A 16,503-nucleotide genomic window follows, 5' to 3' on the forward strand; every position below is an offset into this window, starting at 1 on the left:
CTCGCGGGTCGGGAGCGGGCGACTCGCGGGTTCGGAACGGGCGACTCGCGGGGGGTGGAGCCGAGGGCGGGGTGCGGGGAACGAACCCGGCTCTTGCCGGGTTGACGACGGTGGGTGCTTCAGCCGGCACCCGCTGGATCCCCGACGAACCGAAGGCCCGCACATGCCCGTGACGCTCTCCATCCTCGACCTCGCACCCGTCGCCCCTGGACAGACGGCACGGGAGAGCTTCGAGGGGAGTGTGCAGCTGGCCCGGGCCGCGGAGCGGCTCGGCTACCGCCGCGTCTGGTACGCCGAGCACCACAACATGGCGACGATCGCCTCGTCGGCCACGAGCGTCCTGATCGGCTACGTGGCCGCGCACACCTCCACGATCCGGCTCGGCGCCGGCGGCGTCATGCTGCCCAACCACGCGCCGCTGACGATCGCCGAGCAGTTCGGCACCCTCGAGACGCTCTTCCCCGGTCGCATCGACCTGGGGCTGGGCCGCGCTCCGGGGAGCGACCAGGTGACCATGCACGCGATGCGTCGCGATGCCTCGTCGTCCGACCGCTTCCCCCAGGACGTGCTGGAGCTGCAGGGGTACCTGCAGGGCAAGTCGCGCGTCCCCGGGGTGCAGGCGGTGCCCGGGGCGGGAACGAACGTGCCGTTGTACATCCTCGGATCGTCGCTGTTCGGTGCTCAGCTGGCCGCGGCGCTCGGCCTGCCGTACGCGTTCGCCTCGCATTTCGCGCCCGAGGCGCTGCACGCGGCGATCGCGACCTACCGCCGGGACTTCACGCCATCGGAGCAGCTCTCCGCGCCCTACGTCATGGTGGGCGCGAACGTGATCGCCGCCGACGACGCGGAGGACGCGCAGAAGCAGTTCGTGACGGTGCGCCGGGCGCGGGTCCGGGGGATGATCTCGCGCGGTCCGGGCACCCCGAACTACACCGACGCCGAGATCGACGCCTTCCTGACCACGCCCAACGGCCGTCAGATCGCCGACATGATGAAGTACACGGCCGTCGGTACGGCCACGCAGGTGCGCGAGTTCCTCGAGGAGTTCGCCGACTCGACGCAGGCCGACGAGCTGATCGTCGCGCACCACTCCCAGGGCATCGCGGAGCGCGTCCGCTCGGCGGAGCTCACGGCCGACGCGATGCTGGGCGCGGACGCCTGAGCCGCCGGTCCCCGTTCGGCCGTCGCCAGGTCGCGGCGGTCAGCGGGTGCGGCGCAGTGCTGGGCGGCGAGCCCACGTCGCCCAGCGCCAGAGCCATTCGAGCGGACCCTGCTGGTACCGGCGCAGCCACAGCGTGGAGAACAGCCACTCGGCGGTGAGGACGGCGCCGGTGATCGCGAACACCGTCGCCCGTGACCAGGTGTCCGGTGGCCCACCGAGAAGGGGGGCGGCTGCCAGCACGAGGACCGTGGCGGCCAGGTAGTTGGTGAGCGCCATCCGGCCCAGCGGCGCGAACACCGCCTGCAGCGCCGGTCGGAGCGGTGTCCTCAGCACGATCAGCAGGGCGCAGATGTAGACACCCGCGATCAGCACCCCGGCCAGGGTCATCGCGCGGTTGAAGTCCGCACCGCCCATGTCGCCGAGCTGCCGGGTCTGCCACCACACGGCCGGCGCCGCCCCCGCCGCGAGGACCAGGCCCACCACGGCCGGTACCCGGGTGGAGCGCTCCAGCCGGTCGACCACCCCGTACCGGACCAGCGCCGATCCCAGCAGGAACAGCCCGGGCACCAGCGAGACCTGGCCACCGGCGGAGATCACCGCTGCCGCGATGAGCAGGGCGGCGAGCCCGGCCACCGCCCACCGCGGTAGCCAGGTCGACGGCAGTAGCACCACCAGGCCGACGACGGCGTAGACGGTCAGGATGTCGCCCTGCCACAGCAGCACGTGGTGCGCCAGACCCACCACGAGCAGGGCCAGCAGCCGGCGTAGCAGGAGCAGCCGCGGCCGCGCGGCGCGGTTCGACGCCGAGCGCAGCAGCAACTGGAACCCGATGCCGAAGAGCAGCGCGAAGATCGGGAAGAAGCGCAGCTCGGTGAGCAGCCCCAGCCAGGCGAACCCGTCGTCCGCGCCGGCCGGTGCCGGCGGCAGGAAGCCGCCCATGGCGGCGATCGGTCTGACGTTGACCAGCACGATCCCGCACAGCGCGAACCCGCGGATCACGTCGAGCGCGGCGATGCGCGCTCGACCGGGGACGAGGGGCTGGTCGGGGTCGGCCTGCCGTCGAGAAGAGTCCGGCGTGCGGTGGGGAGCGTCATGAGGCATCGGCTCAGCCTCGACATCGCGATCGGTGCCGGCACCCGTGCAAAGGACGGTTCGTGGCGGCGGCGACCATACTTTCGACCGGTTCGGGGCCTGCGTCACGCTCTCTAGGCTGAGCGGCGTGACCATGGGGGACCGGCTGCCCGGGACGCTTCGGGCCGTGGCCGACGTCGGGCTCGGCGTGGTCGTCGCCGCGGCGCTCGTCGTCCAGGCCGCCGCCGTCGTGGCCAGCTGGGGCGGGGGCTACTGGTTGTTCGGCTGCCTGGCCGGCGTCGTGGTGTGCGCGATCGCCCTGGTGCGCAGGCGCCTGCGGACGTGGGGGACGGTCGCGGGCCTGGCGGTCGCCGCCCTCGCCATCATCGTCGCCCGGGCCGCCGAGCTACCGTCCGAGCCCGGTCCCGCCGTTGCCCTGGGTCTGTCCGTGCTGGTCGGGTCGTCGATCAGGGCCCTTCCAGCACTGCCGGCCGCCGGGATCGCGGCCGGGGGGTTCGCGGTGGTCGCCGGCACCTGGCTCGCCGACCCGCCGCCCACCTCCGGGGTAGCGGGGGTGACAGCGCTGAACGGCGCGGGATGGACCGCAGCACTGGCGGTCGGGCTGGGTCTGCGGCTGCTCGACGCGCGCCGCCGGGCCGTCGCCGATTCGGTGCGCCGCGACGAGCGGATGAGACTGGCCAGGGAACTCCACGACGTGGCGGCCCATCACCTCACCGGCATCATCCTGCAGGCCCAAGCCGCCCAACTCGTCACTCGCAGGCAGCCCGGGTACCTCGACGGTCCGCTGGCCGACGTGCAGACGGCACTGGCGGGTATCGAGGCCGCCGGATCCGATGGCCTGGCCGCGATGCGTCGCGTCGTCGGGCTCCTGCGCGACGCGGAGGACGCGGACCCGGCCACGTCGGAACCGGAACAGCTCCGTGACCTGGTCGAACGCTTCGAAGAACAGGGTCCGGCGGTGCGCCTGCGCGTGCCCGACGACCGGACGGCGTGGCCACCCGAGGTGGCCGGCACCGTCTACCGGGTGGTGCAGGAGTCGCTCACCAACATCGCACGCCACGCGCCCGAGGCCCGTTCGGTCACGGTCGACGTCGATGAGGATCACCAGTACGTCACCGTCGCCGTGGCCGATGACGGGCCGACTGCGACGCTCCGCCACCACGGCGGCTACGGCCTGATCGGGATGCGCGAACGCGTCGAGGCCCTCGGTGGCACGTTGTGTGCCGGTCCGCGACCCGGCGCCGGCTGGGCGGTGCGTGCCACCCTGCCGGTCCCCGCGCGGGTGCGCCGATGACCATCACGGTGCTGCTGGCGGACGACCAGGCGCTGGTACGGAGCGGCTTGCGGCTCATACTCGAGGACCAGCCCGACATCACTGTTGTCGGGGAGGCAGCGGACGGTGCCGAGGCGGTGGCTCTCGCCCGCAGGCTCCGTCCGGACGTCTGCCTCGTCGACATCAGAATGCCCCGCCTCGACGGCATCGAGGTCACACGCGCTCTGGCGGGCCCCGGCGTCGCCGACCCGCTGCGGGTGGTCGTGGTCACCACCTTCGACCTCGACGACTATGTGTACCGCGCGCTGCGGGGCGGGGCGGTCGGCTTCGTCCTGAAGGACGCCGGTCCCGCCCTGCTCGTCGAGGCCGTCCGGGCGGCGGATGCCGGGGACGCACTGGTCTCGCCGTCGATCACCGTGCGGCTGCTCCGCCGCTTGATGGGTGCCGGCGTGAGTCCGACGGGCAGGCCGGTTCAGGCGTTGTCGGACCGGGAGATCGAGGTCGTTCGTGCGGTGGCCGGAGGCCGTACCAACCAGGAGATCGCCGCCGAACTGTTCATCTCGTTGAGCACGGTCAAGAGCCACCTGTCGGGAATCCAGGCCAAGCTCGGGGTGCGCAACCGGGTCGGGATAGCGGCCTGGGCCTGGGAGAACCACATCGTCCATCTCGACGCCGGGCCGGCCTCCCGCAACCCGCGCCGTCGGCGGTAGCGCCCGACCGGCGCCCCGTGAACATCCGGTAACCGGTGCGGCGCCGACGGTGCTCCGGCCAGGGAGCACCGGTGCCGGCTGTTCGATTCTGTCGGGATTCCGCCGCTCCCCGGACCCTGATTTCCGCAGAATCGGCACAACAATTCTCCCGGTGGCGGACGGTCGCGAATTCGCGGGCTCCACGTGGTGACCGGCGTCGAGGAGTTCGCCGCGCGGGCCGTGCGGCTCGGCTACCGGCTCGACGAGGAGCGGGCGGCCGCCGTGCACGCCGCCACCCTCGTGGGGAGCTACGAGTCGGTGGCCCGCCAGGTCGATTTACTGGCTGACATGCCCGGTGTCAAGGGGATGATGCTCACGTTTGACGATTTCGAGAAGGGCGTCCACGATTTTGGTACGCGGGTGATGCCGCTGTTGGGCTGGTCGCACCGGATACGGATGGTCCGACAAAATCAGGACATTCCCGCGATAGCGGGAACGACAAAGAGGAATACGCTAAACGTGTTGATTCAGGTGATGGGGTTCGTAGCCGCAGCGCTGGCTGGTACCGGCGGTGCGTTGTTCGGAGTCCGGCTGGCCGATGCCGTGAACCGTCGGCTGGGCCGGGGGATCTCCGAAGACTCTCCCTAGCAGCTACCCCCCTCGGGCTCGTCTCCCCAACCGCCCAGACCTGGCGACAAGGGCAGCAACCCGATGAACCATCCCGGTCGGAGCAGTAGCCTCTGATCACGTGGACTTCGACATCCAGCGGGCCCGGCGCGACACCCCTGGTGCACACGGCGTGGCGCATCTCGACAACGCGGGAGCGGCGCTGCCGCCGCGGCAGGTGACGGAGGCGGTGGTCGACCACCTGCGCCGGGAGGCGGAGGTGGGTGGGTACGAGGCGGCCGCCGTCGCGGCCGACCGGATCGACGGCACGTATGCGGCCGTGGCCAGGCTCCTCGGCTGCGCGCAGGACGAGGTCGCGCTGGTCGAGAACGCCACGCGCGCCTGGGACATGGCCTTCTACGCCCTGCCGTTGCGGCCCGGCGACCGGATCCTGACCGCCCGCGCGGAGTACGGCAGCAACGTCATCGCCTTCCTGCAGGTCGCCGCGCGCACCGGGGCAGTGGTGGAGGTCGTCGACGACGACGAGCACGGGCAGCTGTCGGTGGCCGACCTGTGCCGGCGCCTGCACGACGGCGGGGGGCGCGTCGGGCTCATCGCGATGACGCACGTCCCGACGCACGGTGGGCTGGTCAACCCCGCCGAGGAGGTCGGCGCCGTCGCCCGCGGCGCCGGCGTGCCGTTCCTGCTCGACGCCTGCCAGTCCGTGGGCCAGCTGAGTGTGGACGTCGAGCGGATCGGGTGTGACCTGCTGTCGGCCACCGGCCGCAAGTTCCTGCGCGGACCCCGCGGGACGGGCTTCCTGTACGTCCGCCGCGCGCTGCTCGAGCGCCTGGACCCGCCGTTCCTCGACCTGCACGCCGCCACGCTGACGGCACCGGACCGCTACGAGGTGCGGCCCGACGCGCGACGCTTCGAGAACTGGGAGAGCGACGTCGCCGCCAGGATCGGGTTGGGCGTGGCCGTCGACTACGCACTGGAGTGGGGGCTGGAGGCGATCGAGGCCCGCGTCACGGCGCTGGCCGAGACGCTGCGCGAACGGCTGGGGGCGGTGGACGGGGTCCGGGTCCACGACCAGGGCGCCCGGCGCTGCGGCATCGTCACCTTCACCGTCGAGGGCGTCCCGTGCGAGAAGGTGCAGCAGGTGCTGCGCGAGCGCGGGGTGCGCACCACCGTCTCCCGGGCCAGGTCGGCCCAGCTGGACATGCCCCGCCGGGGGCTGACGGAGCTGGTCCGCGCCTCGGTGCACTACTACAACACCGAGGACGAGCTCGACCGGCTCGTGGCCGCGCTGCCCGCATCGGGCGCGCTCGGCTGAGCCCCGGCACGGGGAGCGCCCGCCCGGTTCCGGGCGCTCCCGTCGTCGCGGTGCCGGTCAGGCCATCTCGGGCACCCGCAGGTGCGCGAGCGCCAGCTCGAACTCGCCGACCTCCACGACCTCGGAGCCGGTTTCGCTGGAGGCCCGCTCCCGCAACGCGACGGCTGCGTCGCGGTTGCGCACCATGGCGTCTCGGCTGTCGAAGGTCACCGAGGAGACGGCGTATCCGGAGGTGCGGTCGACCATCAGGCTGGCGCTGCAGAACCCGTCGAACTCCTGGATCTCGGGCAGCAGCCCCATCCGGTAGATCTCGACGACGCGGTTGGTGCCCGGGAGGTCCGTCCGTAGCCAGGTGGCGCGCACGCACGCACCCGGCGCCGAGCTGTGGTCCCGGTGCAGGACGGCGATCTCCCACTCGTCGACCTGCGGCCTGCCGCCGAGGATCTCGGCGGCGTGTTCGCGGACGGGCCGCAGCCGGTCCTCGCTGGCGCGCATGGCCGCCTCGTCCTGCCACGCGGTCGTGATGATGCAGCGACCCGACATGCGGTCGACCAGCATGGACAGGCCGATGCACCCTTCGGTCTCCAGGCACATCGGCATGACCTCGTCGCGGATGTGCGCGACCCCCGCGTCGATCGACTCGGGATGTGCGTGGACTGTGGTGGAGCGTGCGTACACGATCCACCCCCTTCCGATCGGGGTGGCGCCCCGGCGGCGCCGCCGGTCGCCGAACACCCTTCTCGCGCGCTCCTGGTGTGGCAATGCCTGCGCCGCCACCAGCGAAGATCGACTGCAACCCCGCTGCAACGGTTGCTCCGCGCCACCGCGGCGGCTTGACTCGGACGCACCGCTTGCCGCACCACTCGGAGGAGGTCACGTGCGCGCTGCACGGTTCCACGGTCCCGGCGACATCCGCATCGACGACGTGCCGGACCCGCTGGTCCGGGACGGCCAGGTGGAGGTGTCGGTCGACTGGTGCGGCATCTGCGGCACCGATCTCCACGAGTTCCTCGAAGGCCCGATCTTCATCCCGGGCAAGGGTTCACCGCACCCGATCACCGGCGTGGAGATGCCGGTCGTCATCGGGCACGAGTTCGCCGGCGTGGTCTCGGCGGTGGGGTCCGGCGTCACGGGCGTCTCCGAGGGAGATCGGGTGGCGGTCGAGCCGTACTGGGTGTGCGGGACGTGCGCGGCCTGCGCGGCCGGGCGCTACAACATCTGCCGCAGCCTGGGCTTCGTCGGGCTGAGCGGCGACCAGGGCGGCTTCGCCGAGCGGTGCGTCGTCGACTCCCGCTGGGTACACCCGCTCGGTGACCTGCCGACCGACATCGGCGCGCTGGTCGAGCCGCTCGCCGTCGGCTACCACGCCGTGCGGCTCTCCGGCCTGCGGGAGGGTGGCACCGCCGCGGTGTTCGGCGCCGGGCCGATCGGGCTGGTCACGACCGCGGCGCTGCGGGCAGCAGGGGCGGCCACGGTGATCGTCGTCGAGCCCGCGGCCGCCCGTAAGGCGAAGGCGGCGGGAGCGGGCGCGGACGTCGTCGTCGACCCGGCCACCGACGACCCGGCGACGGCCATCCGCGACGTCACCGGCGGAGCGGGTGTGGACGTCGCGTTCGAGTGCGCCGGGATCGACGCCGTGCTCGCGTCGGCGATCGGGTCCGTCCGGCCGGGCGGGACGGTCGTGAACGTCGCGATCTGGGGCCACGAGCCGCGGGTCGCGGTGAACGACCTGGTGATGAGCGAGGTGACGCTCATCGGCTCGCTGGCCTACTGCGGTGACCATCCCGACGTCATCGCCCTGCTCCGCGACGGGAAGGTCGACGCCGAGCAGTTCATCACCGGCCGGATCGGGCTCGACGACCTGGTCAGCGGCGGCTTCCGGCAGCTGATCGACAACAAGGAGGAGAACGTGAAGATCCTCGTCTCGCCGACGGCGCTGCTGTCCTGAGCTCGGGCGGCTATCCCGCCGGTGCCGGGCCAGGCCGGGTGCTGCCCAGCTCGCCCAGGTCCCAGAAGAGCCCGGACATCATCCGGATCCCTTCACGGGCCACCGAGCCGAGGAGGTGCTCGTCGGGCCCGTGCTGGCCGCACGCCGGGTACGAGTGCGGCACCCAGACCGTCGGCATGCCGATGACCTCGGCGAATACGTCGTTGGGCAACGATCCGCCGAGGTTGGGCAGCACGATGGGGGCCTTCTGCGTGCTCCGCTCGATCGACGCGACGGCCCACCGCACCCACGGGTCGTCGGGGCTCAGGCGGGTGGCCGCCATCGTGCTGTCCACGTGGACCTCGACCATCGGGTAGCCCTGCGCGTCGAGGTGCTCGCGCACGATCCGGCCCAGCTCCTGCCACGGGGTACCCACCACGAACCGCAGCTGGCAGTGGGCCCGCGCCGTCGCCGGGATCGCGTTGACCGGCGCGTCCGGCGTGCCGGCGACGAACGCCAGCACCTCGAGGGCGTTGCCGCCCATCACACGTTCGGCCGGGGTCAGCCCCGGCTCGCCCCAGCCGTCGTCGATCTCCGGGTCGGTCGGCCCGCCACCGGGGGAGACGTCCGCCAGTGCCCGGCGCACCGCGTCCGGGATCTCCGGTGCGCGCAGCCCGTCGACCGTGATGACGCCGCGCCCGTCGACCATGCCGGCGAGCGCGCTGGCCAGCACGGTGGCGGGGTTGCGCAGCAGGCCGCCCCAGTTGCCGGAGTGGTAGGTGCCCTCGCGCAGGTTCAGGCTGAGCGTGAACGCGACCGAACCGCGGGAGCCGAGGAACACCGTGGGCCGGTCCGCGGCCAGCCGGGGCCCGTCGGAGGCCAGCAGCAGGTCGGCGGCGAGCTCGTCGGCCCGCTGCTCGCACATCTCGCGCAGGCCGGGCGACCCCGCCTCCTCACCGGTCTCGATCAGCACCGTCAGGTTGAACCCGAGCCGTCCACCCCTGGCCGCCATGACGTGCCCGAGTGCGGCGATGTTGAGGGTGTGCTGGCCCTTGTTGTCGGCGGTTCCCCGGCCGTACCAGCGGTCTCCCTCGACGCGGATCTCCCACGGGGACAGCCCGCTGCGCCATCGCTCCGGCTGGCCGAGCACGACGTCTCCGTGGCCGTAGACCAGCACGGTCGGCAGGGCGGGGTCCTCGTGGCGGTGCGCGATCAGGAACGGCCCACCGCCTGCCACCGGGTTCTCGACGACGGTGCAGTGGGCCCCGAGCCGTTCGAGGGCCGAGGTCATCTCGCCGGAGAGGTAGCGGTGCAGCACCGGGAGGGAGCCGGGGTCCTGGCTCTCGGTGCGCAGCGCCACCCGCCTGCCCAGGTCGTCGAGAAAGGCGCCGGAGTCGATGTAGGACGTGGACCGTTCGACGGCGTCGGCGCGGCTCATCGTCATCCCTCCTGCCGGGCGACGCGCCCGGCGGTGACCGTCTCGGTGATCCTGGCCAGCGGGACCAGGCCCAGCAGGCAGATCGCGGCGAGCACCACGTAGTGCGCAGTGAACCCGAAGCTGTCGATGATCCACCCGGACACGGCGGCGGCGAGCACCCCGGACACCCCGAGGGCCAGGCCGATCATGATGCCCATCGCCGTGCCCGCCGCCCGGGGCACCGAGTCGATGAGCAGCGCGTAGACCACGGGGAAGGGCGCGTTGCGGAACAGGCCCCACGCCAACAGCACGATCCAGGCACTCGCCGGGCCCGAGATGAGGATCATGGCGAGCAGGGTGACGGCCCAGCCGATGACGAGGAAGCGGATGGCGAACTTGCGCCCGGCGTGGTCCGACCACGCGCCCCACACCACCTGACCGATCCAGCCCGTCAGCCCGGACGCGCCCGAGAGCAGGGCCGCGGTGGGGAGGCTCATGCCCTGGCCCACCAACTGCCCGGTCAGGAACGTCACGGCCCCGGCCTCCGCCCAGAGGAAGAGGAAGATCAGGGCGATCGACCAGCGGACGTTGGCGCTGCTCAGCGCCTCCTTGACGGGCGCGAGGGCGGACCCGGTGTGCCGCACGGAGAGCTCCGGGAGCGGCCGGGTGAGACCGTGGCTGTCGATCCAGTCGTAGACCCGCTGCTGGTTGCGCCGCGTGCCGACGATGGTCTGCGCCACGATGATCGGGATACCGAGCAGCGGGATGAGCAGGAAGGCCTCCCGCCAGCCCGCCACCCCGAGGACGAGGGCGATCAGCGCGCCGGTGAGGAACTGCCCGAGCGGGAAGCCGGTGTGGTGCGTGCCCACCGCGAACCCGCGGTGCTCCTTCGGCCACCACTCGCTGACGAGCGCCACGTTCACCGGCTCGGAGCCGCCCCGGCTGATGCCCATCGGGATGCGCAGCAGGAGGAACGCCACGAAGCTGCCCGCGAAGCCGAATGTGAGGGCCCCACCGAGAATGCCGATCAGCATCGCGATGTTCCAGGCCCAGGTGCGGCGGTATCCCGTGCCGATCCGGTCGGAGAACCACCCGAACAGCAGGGCACCCACGATCAGCCCGGCGAAGAACACCGAGTTGATCAGCCCGGCCTGCGTCGAGTTGAGCCCGAACTCCTCCTGGATCGCGGGCAGCACCGCCGGGAGGATCCCGCCGTCGACCGCCGTCATGAGAATTGCGCACGTGGTGATCGCGAGTGTCACCCAGGACAGCGGATGGGCGCGGGGCAGCCACGCCGAGCGGGGAATGGACGCTCCGGATTCGGACAAATCGACCTCGCTGAGAGTGGGCGCGGGAAGTCTTCCGGGTGATCGGCCCTCAGGGTGGAGGTCGCGTCGGCACGATCACCTGGTCATTCTCGGTACCGTGATCGACGTCCGTCAACGAGTCCGGGAGGTCCGCCGGAATTCGCTCCGGGATTCGGGACATTCGGCGCGTAGGCCGCGTAGCATTTGCGCCCCAGAGCGCCCGCGCGGGCCGATCGAGTCGCGCGCGCTCCGGAGGGAATCCATGCCGGACGTCACCTCGTCCGGGAGATTGGAGGACCCGACATGAGGTGGACACCCCGCACGCGGCGACCGGGTTCTCCCGCCGCCTCTGCAGCGCTGCGGCACCCGGGCCCGGTCCACTGGTTGTGGTACGCCGTCGGTGGCCGGCTTCCCGCGGCGTACCGGCAGTGGGTGCTCTACGACGTCACGTGCCGCACGTGGCCGCTGCGCCACCTGGTGCGGTTGCTCGTCCAGGTGGTGCCGGTCGCGGTCGTGCTGGTGGTGCTCATCCCGGGACCGCTGTGGGTGCGGCTGATGGCCGTGGTGGGCGGGTCGCTGGTCGGGCTGTCCTACTCGTTCGTGTTCCTCTACGAGGCCACCGAGAACCGCGCGTGGAAGGCCGGCTACGACCACGGCACCGCGGCGCGGGTCCGGGAGGAGCGCCACGCGGCCCGGGCACTCGCCGCGGCCCTGTCGGAGTTCGAACGCACCCAGCGCCGGAAGTCCCACGGATGAGCCCGGTCGGGGAGAATCCACCCGTGGAGAGCGGCATGACCGGCGGCGGGCACGGCAATGGCTGACGGCACGCGTCGGCTGGTGATCCTCCGGCACGCGAAGTCGGCGTGGCCGGACGGCGTACCCGACGCGGAGCGGCCGCTGAACGCACGGGGGCGCCGGGACGCGCCCGCGGCGGGCCGGTGGCTGCGGGACCGCGGGGAGCATGTCGATGCCGTCGTGTGCTCGCCCGCCGCGCGCACCCGCCAGACCTGGAACCTGGCCGCCGCCGTACTCAGCGGCCTGCCCGCCCCGGTCTTCGACGACCGCATCTACGACGCGACGGCCGACGCGCTGCTCACCGTCGTCTCGCAGCTTCCCGACGGCGCCGGGCAGGCGGTACTGGTGGGCCACAACCCCGGCGTGACCGAACTCGTCGCCCTGCTGACCGGCGAGTCGCCACAGATGCGGACGGCGGCGATCGCCGTGCTGGACCTCGCCGGGTCCTGGGAGAACGCGGCCCCGGGCAGTGCCACGCTGGTCGCCCACGCCACGCCGCGCGGCTGACTGCTCCCGCCTGCCGCGTCTTGCGAGCGGGGGGTGCGGCGAGGAGCATGAGTCCACCCGGAGGGCATCGATGCCCGAGCGGAGCGTCGGACCTCCGGAGCAGGGTGGCAGTTCGATGACGACCGTTGCCGCACGTCCGATCGCCTCGTCCTTCACCGCCGCCGAGGCCGTCCCCGGCGGGTCGGCGGGGGCCGGTGACCATGCCGACGATCGCCGGCATGGCGTGACACCCACGTCAGCGCACGATCGAGACCCCGCACCCGCTGACGACCGCAGCCGATGCCCGCGGAGCTCCAGCCCCGGCGGGTGGATCGAGAGGACGTGAGAGATGGCCGACCTGACGGGTACGGCGACCCGCGCCACCGGTGGCGCCCTGCGTGCCGGCCGGGAGCTGCCTGACCGCGCGGTGAGCGGAGTCGCCCGCAAGGCGATGAGCGAGGCGGGCAACGCGATGCTCGGGGCTGTGGTCGACATGGCCATCGGGCGCGTCGACCGGGTCGCGGACCGGCTCGACGGTGTGGCGGAGAGCGGCGGCACCGGACTGCGGGAGGCGCTGACCGGCAGGCCCACCCGGTCGCGGTCCGACCGGGCGGGTCCCGGCGTCCTCGCCAGGAGCGGGACGGCGGTGCGCGCGCGTACGGGCGCCGCGTTCAGCCTCGTCGTGGCGCAGGCCGTCGCGGTGTTGCGGTTCCTGCAGCGCCTGGCCCAGCAGGTGCTCGCGGCACTGCAGCGCCTCGCCCGCCGGCGCCGCACGGCACCGGCGGAGGTGCCACCGGCCAGCGCCGACGGTCCCGAGAGCGAGCGGCCCGCCCGCGACCGGGAGCCGGGGGAGCGCAGGCAACGCCACGGCCACCGCCCCCAGCAGCGCGAGCGGCCGGCCCCCGCCGGACCCGCGGTGCGCCGGACCCGCCCCGCTGCCGCCCCGGCAGGCGGCGGTGGCCGCCCCCGACGCCCACGTCCGACCGGGCAGGGGAGCTGACGGAGCAGGAGAGCAGCCAGGAGGAGGAGCGCGATGACCAGTTCGCAGGAGCAGCTCACCGAGCTGACCCGCCGTACCCAGGAGAGCTTCCGGCACCTGTGGCAGCAGTGGTCCGAGAAGAGCACCGAGCTGATGAAGGGGATGACGGGCCGGACCCATGCGGGCCCGCCCGCCGGCGCCAACCCGGAAGAGGTCCTCGACGCGGTCTTCGACTTCGCCGAGCACCTCATCGCCCAGCAGCGCATCTTCGCCAAGCAGATGCTCGCCGCCGCCGCCGCGGGTCAACAGGCCGCCGCGCAGGCCACCGGTGTCCCGCCGGCCACGCCGTCCGCGCCGGCCACGCCGTCCACGCCGCCGACGGCGGAGGGCGCGGGACCGACGGGTCCCGGCAACCGGAGCACGCCCGGCGCCGGCTGATCCGCCCGTCTCCGGGACCCGCGTCCCGCCGGTGGCTCAGAGCAGGGGGATGACGCGCCTCGCGATGTCGTTCGCCGCCTGGGTGCCGTCAGGTGCGTTCTGCAGGTTGGTGAGCACGATGAGGGTGTTGCCGGCGGCCGGGTCGTAGCCCATGAACGACTGGTAACCGGGCAGCGCGCCGTCGTGCCCGATCATCGGCCCGAACCGGGCCAGTGCCAGTCCGTAGGAGGCACTGTTCGGGTCCGCCGGGTCGGTGGGGGCCAGGCTGTCGAGCCGTTGCTTCTGCACCGTGGCGTCGAGCAGCCCACCGGTCACGAGCGGCTTGACGTAGGTCGCGAGGTCCTCCGCCGTGGAGATCGCGGCGCCTGCCGCCCAGGCCCACGACGGGTTGAGATCGGTGACGTCGTTGGGTTGCAGCGTCCGGTTGCGAGCGGCGGCCTGCTGGTCGGGCGGGAGCGCGGGGTCGGTCATCGTCGAGACGTTCGTGCCGAACAGGTAGCCCTGCGGGTGGGTGTCGGGAATGTCGTTGGACGTGATCGCGGGCAGCAGCGTGTTCCGCAGACCGAGTGGGGTGAAGATCCGTTGCTGGAACACCGTGCCGAGCTGCTTCCCGGTGAGCTGCTCGACGATCAGACCGAGCAGCACCGTGTTGGTGTTCGAGTAGTGGAAGCCCTGCCCGGGTGGGAAGTAGGGCGGCCGGGACAGGCCGAGAGCGACGAGCTCCTCGGGGCGCCAGGCCTTGGTGGGGTCCTCGTCGAGGGTCCGGTTGACCGACTCGAGCTCGGTGTAGTTGAACAGCCCGCTGCGCATGTCGAGCATCTGCTCGATGGTGATGCCGGCGCCGCCCGGCACGTCCGGCCGGAACTTCGACACCGGGTCCGACAGCGCGATCCGGCCCTCCTGCACGAGTTGCAGCACGACGGTGCCGGTCATCGTCTTGGTGTTGGAGCCGACCCGGAAGTAGTCGCCGACCTGGACCGGGTCGTCGGCCCGGACCCGGCGGGTGCCGAACGCCTCCCGGTACTCCCCGGTCGGTGTGCGGACCAGGACGACCGCACCCGGGACGGACAGGTCCGCCATCGCCGCGGTGACGACGGGGCGCAGGCGCGTGGCGAGGTCGGAGGCCGGAGCGGTGGGGCTCGGGCCTCCTGCCGTGCTCGCCGGGTCGCCACTGCCGCCGCCGCAGGCCGACGCGACCAGCGCGAGTGCCACGGCCAGCCCGGCCACGGCGCTGCGGTGCGGGCGGGCCGGTGGGCGCGGTGGAATCGTCGAAGAAGCGTGTCCGACGATTGATCCTTCTCGCTGCTCCACGTCGCCATCATGCCGCAGAATCGGATTATCGGAATGTCACCGGCCTCGTCATCACCCTTTGTGACATGCGGTCGAACAGGTGAACATCATCCGGGCGGAAACCTGGTCGCCGGTGATCGAGAATTCCGCTCCGAATCAGCGTTGCTGCCTACAGCCGGCTCGTCGTGCCCTCGTCCGGCTCGCCCCCGAAGTACCGGTCGAGCACATCGCGGAAGACCTGCTCGGCCGGCGCCGCACGGGTGAACAACGTCATCGACGAGTGCAGTTTCTGCGCGTCGACCGGCCCGAACACCGCCACCGCGTCGGTGCCGTCGAGCGTCATGAGGGCCGAGGCGCATTCGACGAGGCGCGGCCCGAGCACCGGGTGGGCGAGGTAGGCCCGGGCCTCATCGAGGCCGGAGACGGCGAAGTGCCGGGAGGTCTCGCTGTAGCCGAGGCCGGTGATCTGCGGGAAGACGAACCACATCCAGTGGCCGCGCTTGCGGCCGGCCTGCAGTTCCCGCAGCGCCCGGTCGTAGGTGCCCCCGGCGTCCTGCGCGTCGACGAAGCGGCTGAGGTGGAACCGATCGCTCACCCGAGCAGGCTCGCCGGTGCCGCCGGTGGCGTCAACCCGGGCCGGAGGCGCCGTCGTCCCAGCCACTTGAGCGCGCGTCATATCCGTTGCCGCGCACCGATTGCAGAGCGTGAGCCAGGCCCTTTCGGGTGTAGCCATTGGTGCCGCTCCCCACCCCGTCGTCCGAATCGGCGAACGGATTTGTGGCGCGGCCGGGGGCCGACTCCTCCGGTAAGCGGGTTTTCGGTCGGCGGGCTGCCCGCAACTGCCCTGACGTGGTGTGATGACGCACGGAGGTGCCGAGCGCAGGGGGCCCGATGAACGGAAAACCGGAGCAAGCCGAGACCCGTCGGGCCGAGCGGGGACATCATTTCCGAGCACGAAGACCCTTCCTCTTGCCGGTCTGAGCCGGAACAGCGGGAAGTATTCGATTTCACCTCGAAGCGGCCGGTGCGGGCATGCCCGGCCGGGCCAGTTGTGACGTCCCGAGTCCGAGGGTGGCAGATCGATGGTGCGAGTTGGTTCGGGTCGGCGTCCAGCAGCGGACAGGGGCTTCCACCCCCTGCTGCGGCGATATCTAGAGCGGTCGCGCCGCGGTGGCGGAGAGGCCCGGGCCACGCGCAGGAGCAGCGCTCCTGACGGCGGGCTCGCCCTCTTCCGGCTGCTCTCCAGCGCGCGGCTGACACCCGCCCAGGCCGTGGCGCTGGGCACCGACGTGCTCGCCCGGCTGGAGGAGCAGCGTGGCGCCGGCCTCGGCCCGTCGCGGATCCGGCTCGGCCTGGACACGGTGCTCATCGCTGCGGACGGCGCGGGCTTCCTCGCCGACGACGGGCCCGGACGCGAGCCGGTTCCCGACGGGAGCCGGACCGACCTCGACGCCGCCGCGCGCCTGCTCGGTGACCTGGCGGCCGCGTCGTCGCGCCCGGGCGCCGCATCGGGCGACCCGGCCACCGCCCCGCTCGCGGCGCTCGGCCGGGCCGCCACGGAGGCGCGGGTGCCGGGGGCAGGCATCGGGGACGTCGTGTCGATCCTGCGGGAGGCCGATGCCCCGGGCGGCGCCGAGGCGCGGGCCGAGCTCGCCCGGCTGGTCGCCGCGGTGAGCGGTGGCGACTTCGCACCCCCTGTCCCGCCC

Annotated in this window: 17 protein-coding genes; 11 read left to right on the forward strand and 6 right to left on the reverse strand. The window is 72.6% G+C overall.

Annotated features, from left to right (window positions below):
- Positions 1 to 163 precede the first annotated feature (163 nt).
- Positions 164 to 1,162 carry an LLM class flavin-dependent oxidoreductase gene (locus HF577_RS31445; protein ID WP_169399631.1) on the forward strand — a complete coding sequence of 333 codons (999 nt, stop codon included), beginning with the start codon at positions 164 to 166 and terminating at the stop codon, positions 1,160 to 1,162.
- Positions 1,163 to 1,201: 39 nt separating this feature from the next.
- Here the strand turns inward: HF577_RS31445 and HF577_RS31450 are convergent, their stop codons facing one another.
- Positions 1,202 to 2,263: a DUF418 domain-containing protein gene (locus tag HF577_RS31450; RefSeq protein ID WP_169399632.1), complete on the reverse strand. Its 1,062-nt coding sequence runs from the start codon at positions 2,261 to 2,263 to the stop codon at positions 1,202 to 1,204.
- 124 nt (positions 2,264 to 2,387) lie between these two features.
- On the opposite strand from HF577_RS31450, the gene HF577_RS31455 reads away from it, so the two are divergent.
- From HF577_RS31455 to HF577_RS31470, 4 genes are all read left to right on the forward strand, one after another.
- Positions 2,388 to 3,548, forward strand: a complete 1,161-nt coding sequence (locus tag HF577_RS31455) for a sensor histidine kinase (RefSeq protein WP_169399643.1) — start codon at positions 2,388 to 2,390, stop codon at positions 3,546 to 3,548.
- Positions 3,545 to 4,237 (forward strand): response regulator, encoded by a 693-nt coding sequence (locus tag HF577_RS31460; RefSeq protein WP_169399633.1) that lies wholly within the window; start codon positions 3,545 to 3,547, stop codon positions 4,235 to 4,237. The genes HF577_RS31455 and HF577_RS31460 overlap by 4 nt, the downstream gene beginning before the upstream one ends.
- A 186-nt stretch (positions 4,238 to 4,423) precedes the next feature.
- Positions 4,424 to 4,864 (forward strand): hypothetical protein, encoded by a 441-nt coding sequence (locus tag HF577_RS38905; protein ID WP_246267654.1) that lies wholly within the window; start codon positions 4,424 to 4,426, stop codon positions 4,862 to 4,864.
- 100 nt (positions 4,865 to 4,964) lie between these two features.
- Complete coding sequence (locus HF577_RS31470) at positions 4,965 to 6,158, forward strand: aminotransferase class V-fold PLP-dependent enzyme (RefSeq protein WP_169399634.1); 1,194 nt, start codon at positions 4,965 to 4,967, stop codon at positions 6,156 to 6,158.
- Positions 6,159 to 6,215: 57 nt separating this feature from the next.
- On the opposite strand, the gene HF577_RS31475 is transcribed toward HF577_RS31470, so the two are convergent.
- Complete coding sequence (locus HF577_RS31475; protein WP_169399635.1) at positions 6,216 to 6,836, reverse strand: antibiotic biosynthesis monooxygenase; 621 nt, start codon at positions 6,834 to 6,836, stop codon at positions 6,216 to 6,218.
- A 199-nt stretch (positions 6,837 to 7,035) separates the two neighbouring features.
- Here HF577_RS31475 and HF577_RS31480 point away from each other — a divergent pair, with 199 nt between their 5' ends.
- Positions 7,036 to 8,106 (forward strand): 2,3-butanediol dehydrogenase, encoded by a 1,071-nt coding sequence (locus tag HF577_RS31480; protein ID WP_169399636.1) that lies wholly within the window; start codon positions 7,036 to 7,038, stop codon positions 8,104 to 8,106.
- Between the two features lie 10 nt (positions 8,107 to 8,116).
- On the opposite strand, the gene HF577_RS31485 is transcribed toward HF577_RS31480, so the two are convergent.
- Complete coding sequence (locus HF577_RS31485; protein WP_169399637.1) at positions 8,117 to 9,523, reverse strand: M20 family metallopeptidase; 1,407 nt, start codon at positions 9,521 to 9,523, stop codon at positions 8,117 to 8,119.
- Between the two features lie 2 nt (positions 9,524 to 9,525).
- Positions 9,526 to 10,764: an MFS transporter gene (locus tag HF577_RS31490; RefSeq protein WP_169399638.1), complete on the reverse strand. Its 1,239-nt coding sequence runs from the start codon at positions 10,762 to 10,764 to the stop codon at positions 9,526 to 9,528.
- Positions 10,765 to 11,112: 348 nt separating this feature from the next.
- Between HF577_RS31490 and HF577_RS31495 the strand changes: the two genes are divergently transcribed.
- The 4 genes from HF577_RS31495 to HF577_RS31510 all read left to right on the forward strand — a co-directional run bounded on the left by HF577_RS31495 (position 11,113) and on the right by HF577_RS31510 (position 13,507).
- Complete coding sequence (locus HF577_RS31495; protein WP_169399639.1) at positions 11,113 to 11,565, forward strand: DUF5313 family protein; 453 nt, start codon at positions 11,113 to 11,115, stop codon at positions 11,563 to 11,565.
- 57 nt (positions 11,566 to 11,622) lie between these two features.
- Positions 11,623 to 12,111 carry a SixA phosphatase family protein gene (locus tag HF577_RS31500; protein ID WP_211175124.1) on the forward strand — a complete coding sequence of 163 codons (489 nt, stop codon included), beginning with the start codon at positions 11,623 to 11,625 and terminating at the stop codon, positions 12,109 to 12,111.
- A gap of 328 nt (positions 12,112 to 12,439) precedes the next feature.
- Positions 12,440 to 13,090, forward strand: coding sequence for a hypothetical protein (locus HF577_RS31505; protein ID WP_169399640.1), 651 nt, complete (start codon positions 12,440 to 12,442; stop codon positions 13,088 to 13,090).
- 33 nt (positions 13,091 to 13,123) lie between these two features.
- Positions 13,124 to 13,507: a hypothetical protein gene (locus HF577_RS31510; RefSeq protein ID WP_169399641.1), complete on the forward strand. Its 384-nt coding sequence runs from the start codon at positions 13,124 to 13,126 to the stop codon at positions 13,505 to 13,507.
- Between the two features lie 36 nt (positions 13,508 to 13,543).
- Here the strand turns inward: HF577_RS31510 and HF577_RS31515 are convergent, their stop codons facing one another.
- Both HF577_RS31515 and HF577_RS31520 read right to left on the reverse strand, forming a co-directional pair.
- Positions 13,544 to 14,734 carry a serine hydrolase domain-containing protein gene (locus tag HF577_RS31515; RefSeq protein ID WP_211175125.1) on the reverse strand — a complete coding sequence of 397 codons (1,191 nt, stop codon included), beginning with the start codon at positions 14,732 to 14,734 and terminating at the stop codon, positions 13,544 to 13,546.
- A gap of 232 nt (positions 14,735 to 14,966) precedes the next feature.
- Positions 14,967 to 15,392, reverse strand: coding sequence for a DUF1810 domain-containing protein (locus HF577_RS31520; RefSeq protein ID WP_169399642.1), 426 nt, complete (start codon positions 15,390 to 15,392; stop codon positions 14,967 to 14,969).
- Between the two features lie 487 nt (positions 15,393 to 15,879).
- Between HF577_RS31520 and HF577_RS31525 the strand changes: the two genes are divergently transcribed.
- On the forward strand, positions 15,880 to 16,503 hold a 624-nt coding region (locus HF577_RS31525; protein ID WP_211175126.1), incomplete at its 3' end, for a hypothetical protein.

The organism is Pseudonocardia xinjiangensis, assembly GCF_012911925.1.
GTDB classification, from domain to species: domain Bacteria; phylum Actinomycetota; class Actinomycetes; order Mycobacteriales; family Pseudonocardiaceae; genus Pseudonocardia; species Pseudonocardia xinjiangensis.

Coding starts and splice junctions, on each gene's coding strand:
- HF577_RS31485 (WP_169399637.1), bottom strand. CDS start 9,523: ATGAGCCGCGCCGACGCCGTCGAACGGTCCACGTCCTACATCGACTCC.
- HF577_RS31500 (WP_211175124.1), top strand. CDS start 11,623: ATGGCTGACGGCACGCGTCGGCTGGTGATCCTCCGGCACGCGAAGTCG.
- HF577_RS31495 (WP_169399639.1), top strand. CDS start 11,113: ATGAGGTGGACACCCCGCACGCGGCGACCGGGTTCTCCCGCCGCCTCT.
- HF577_RS31445 (WP_169399631.1), top strand. CDS start 164: ATGCCCGTGACGCTCTCCATCCTCGACCTCGCACCCGTCGCCCCTGGA.
- HF577_RS31450 (WP_169399632.1), bottom strand. CDS start 2,263: ATGCCTCATGACGCTCCCCACCGCACGCCGGACTCTTCTCGACGGCAG.
- HF577_RS31455 (WP_169399643.1), top strand. CDS start 2,388: ATGGGGGACCGGCTGCCCGGGACGCTTCGGGCCGTGGCCGACGTCGGG.
- HF577_RS31460 (WP_169399633.1), top strand. CDS start 3,545: ATGACCATCACGGTGCTGCTGGCGGACGACCAGGCGCTGGTACGGAGC.
- HF577_RS31505 (WP_169399640.1), top strand. CDS start 12,440: ATGGCCGACCTGACGGGTACGGCGACCCGCGCCACCGGTGGCGCCCTG.
- HF577_RS31510 (WP_169399641.1), top strand. CDS start 13,124: ATGACCAGTTCGCAGGAGCAGCTCACCGAGCTGACCCGCCGTACCCAG.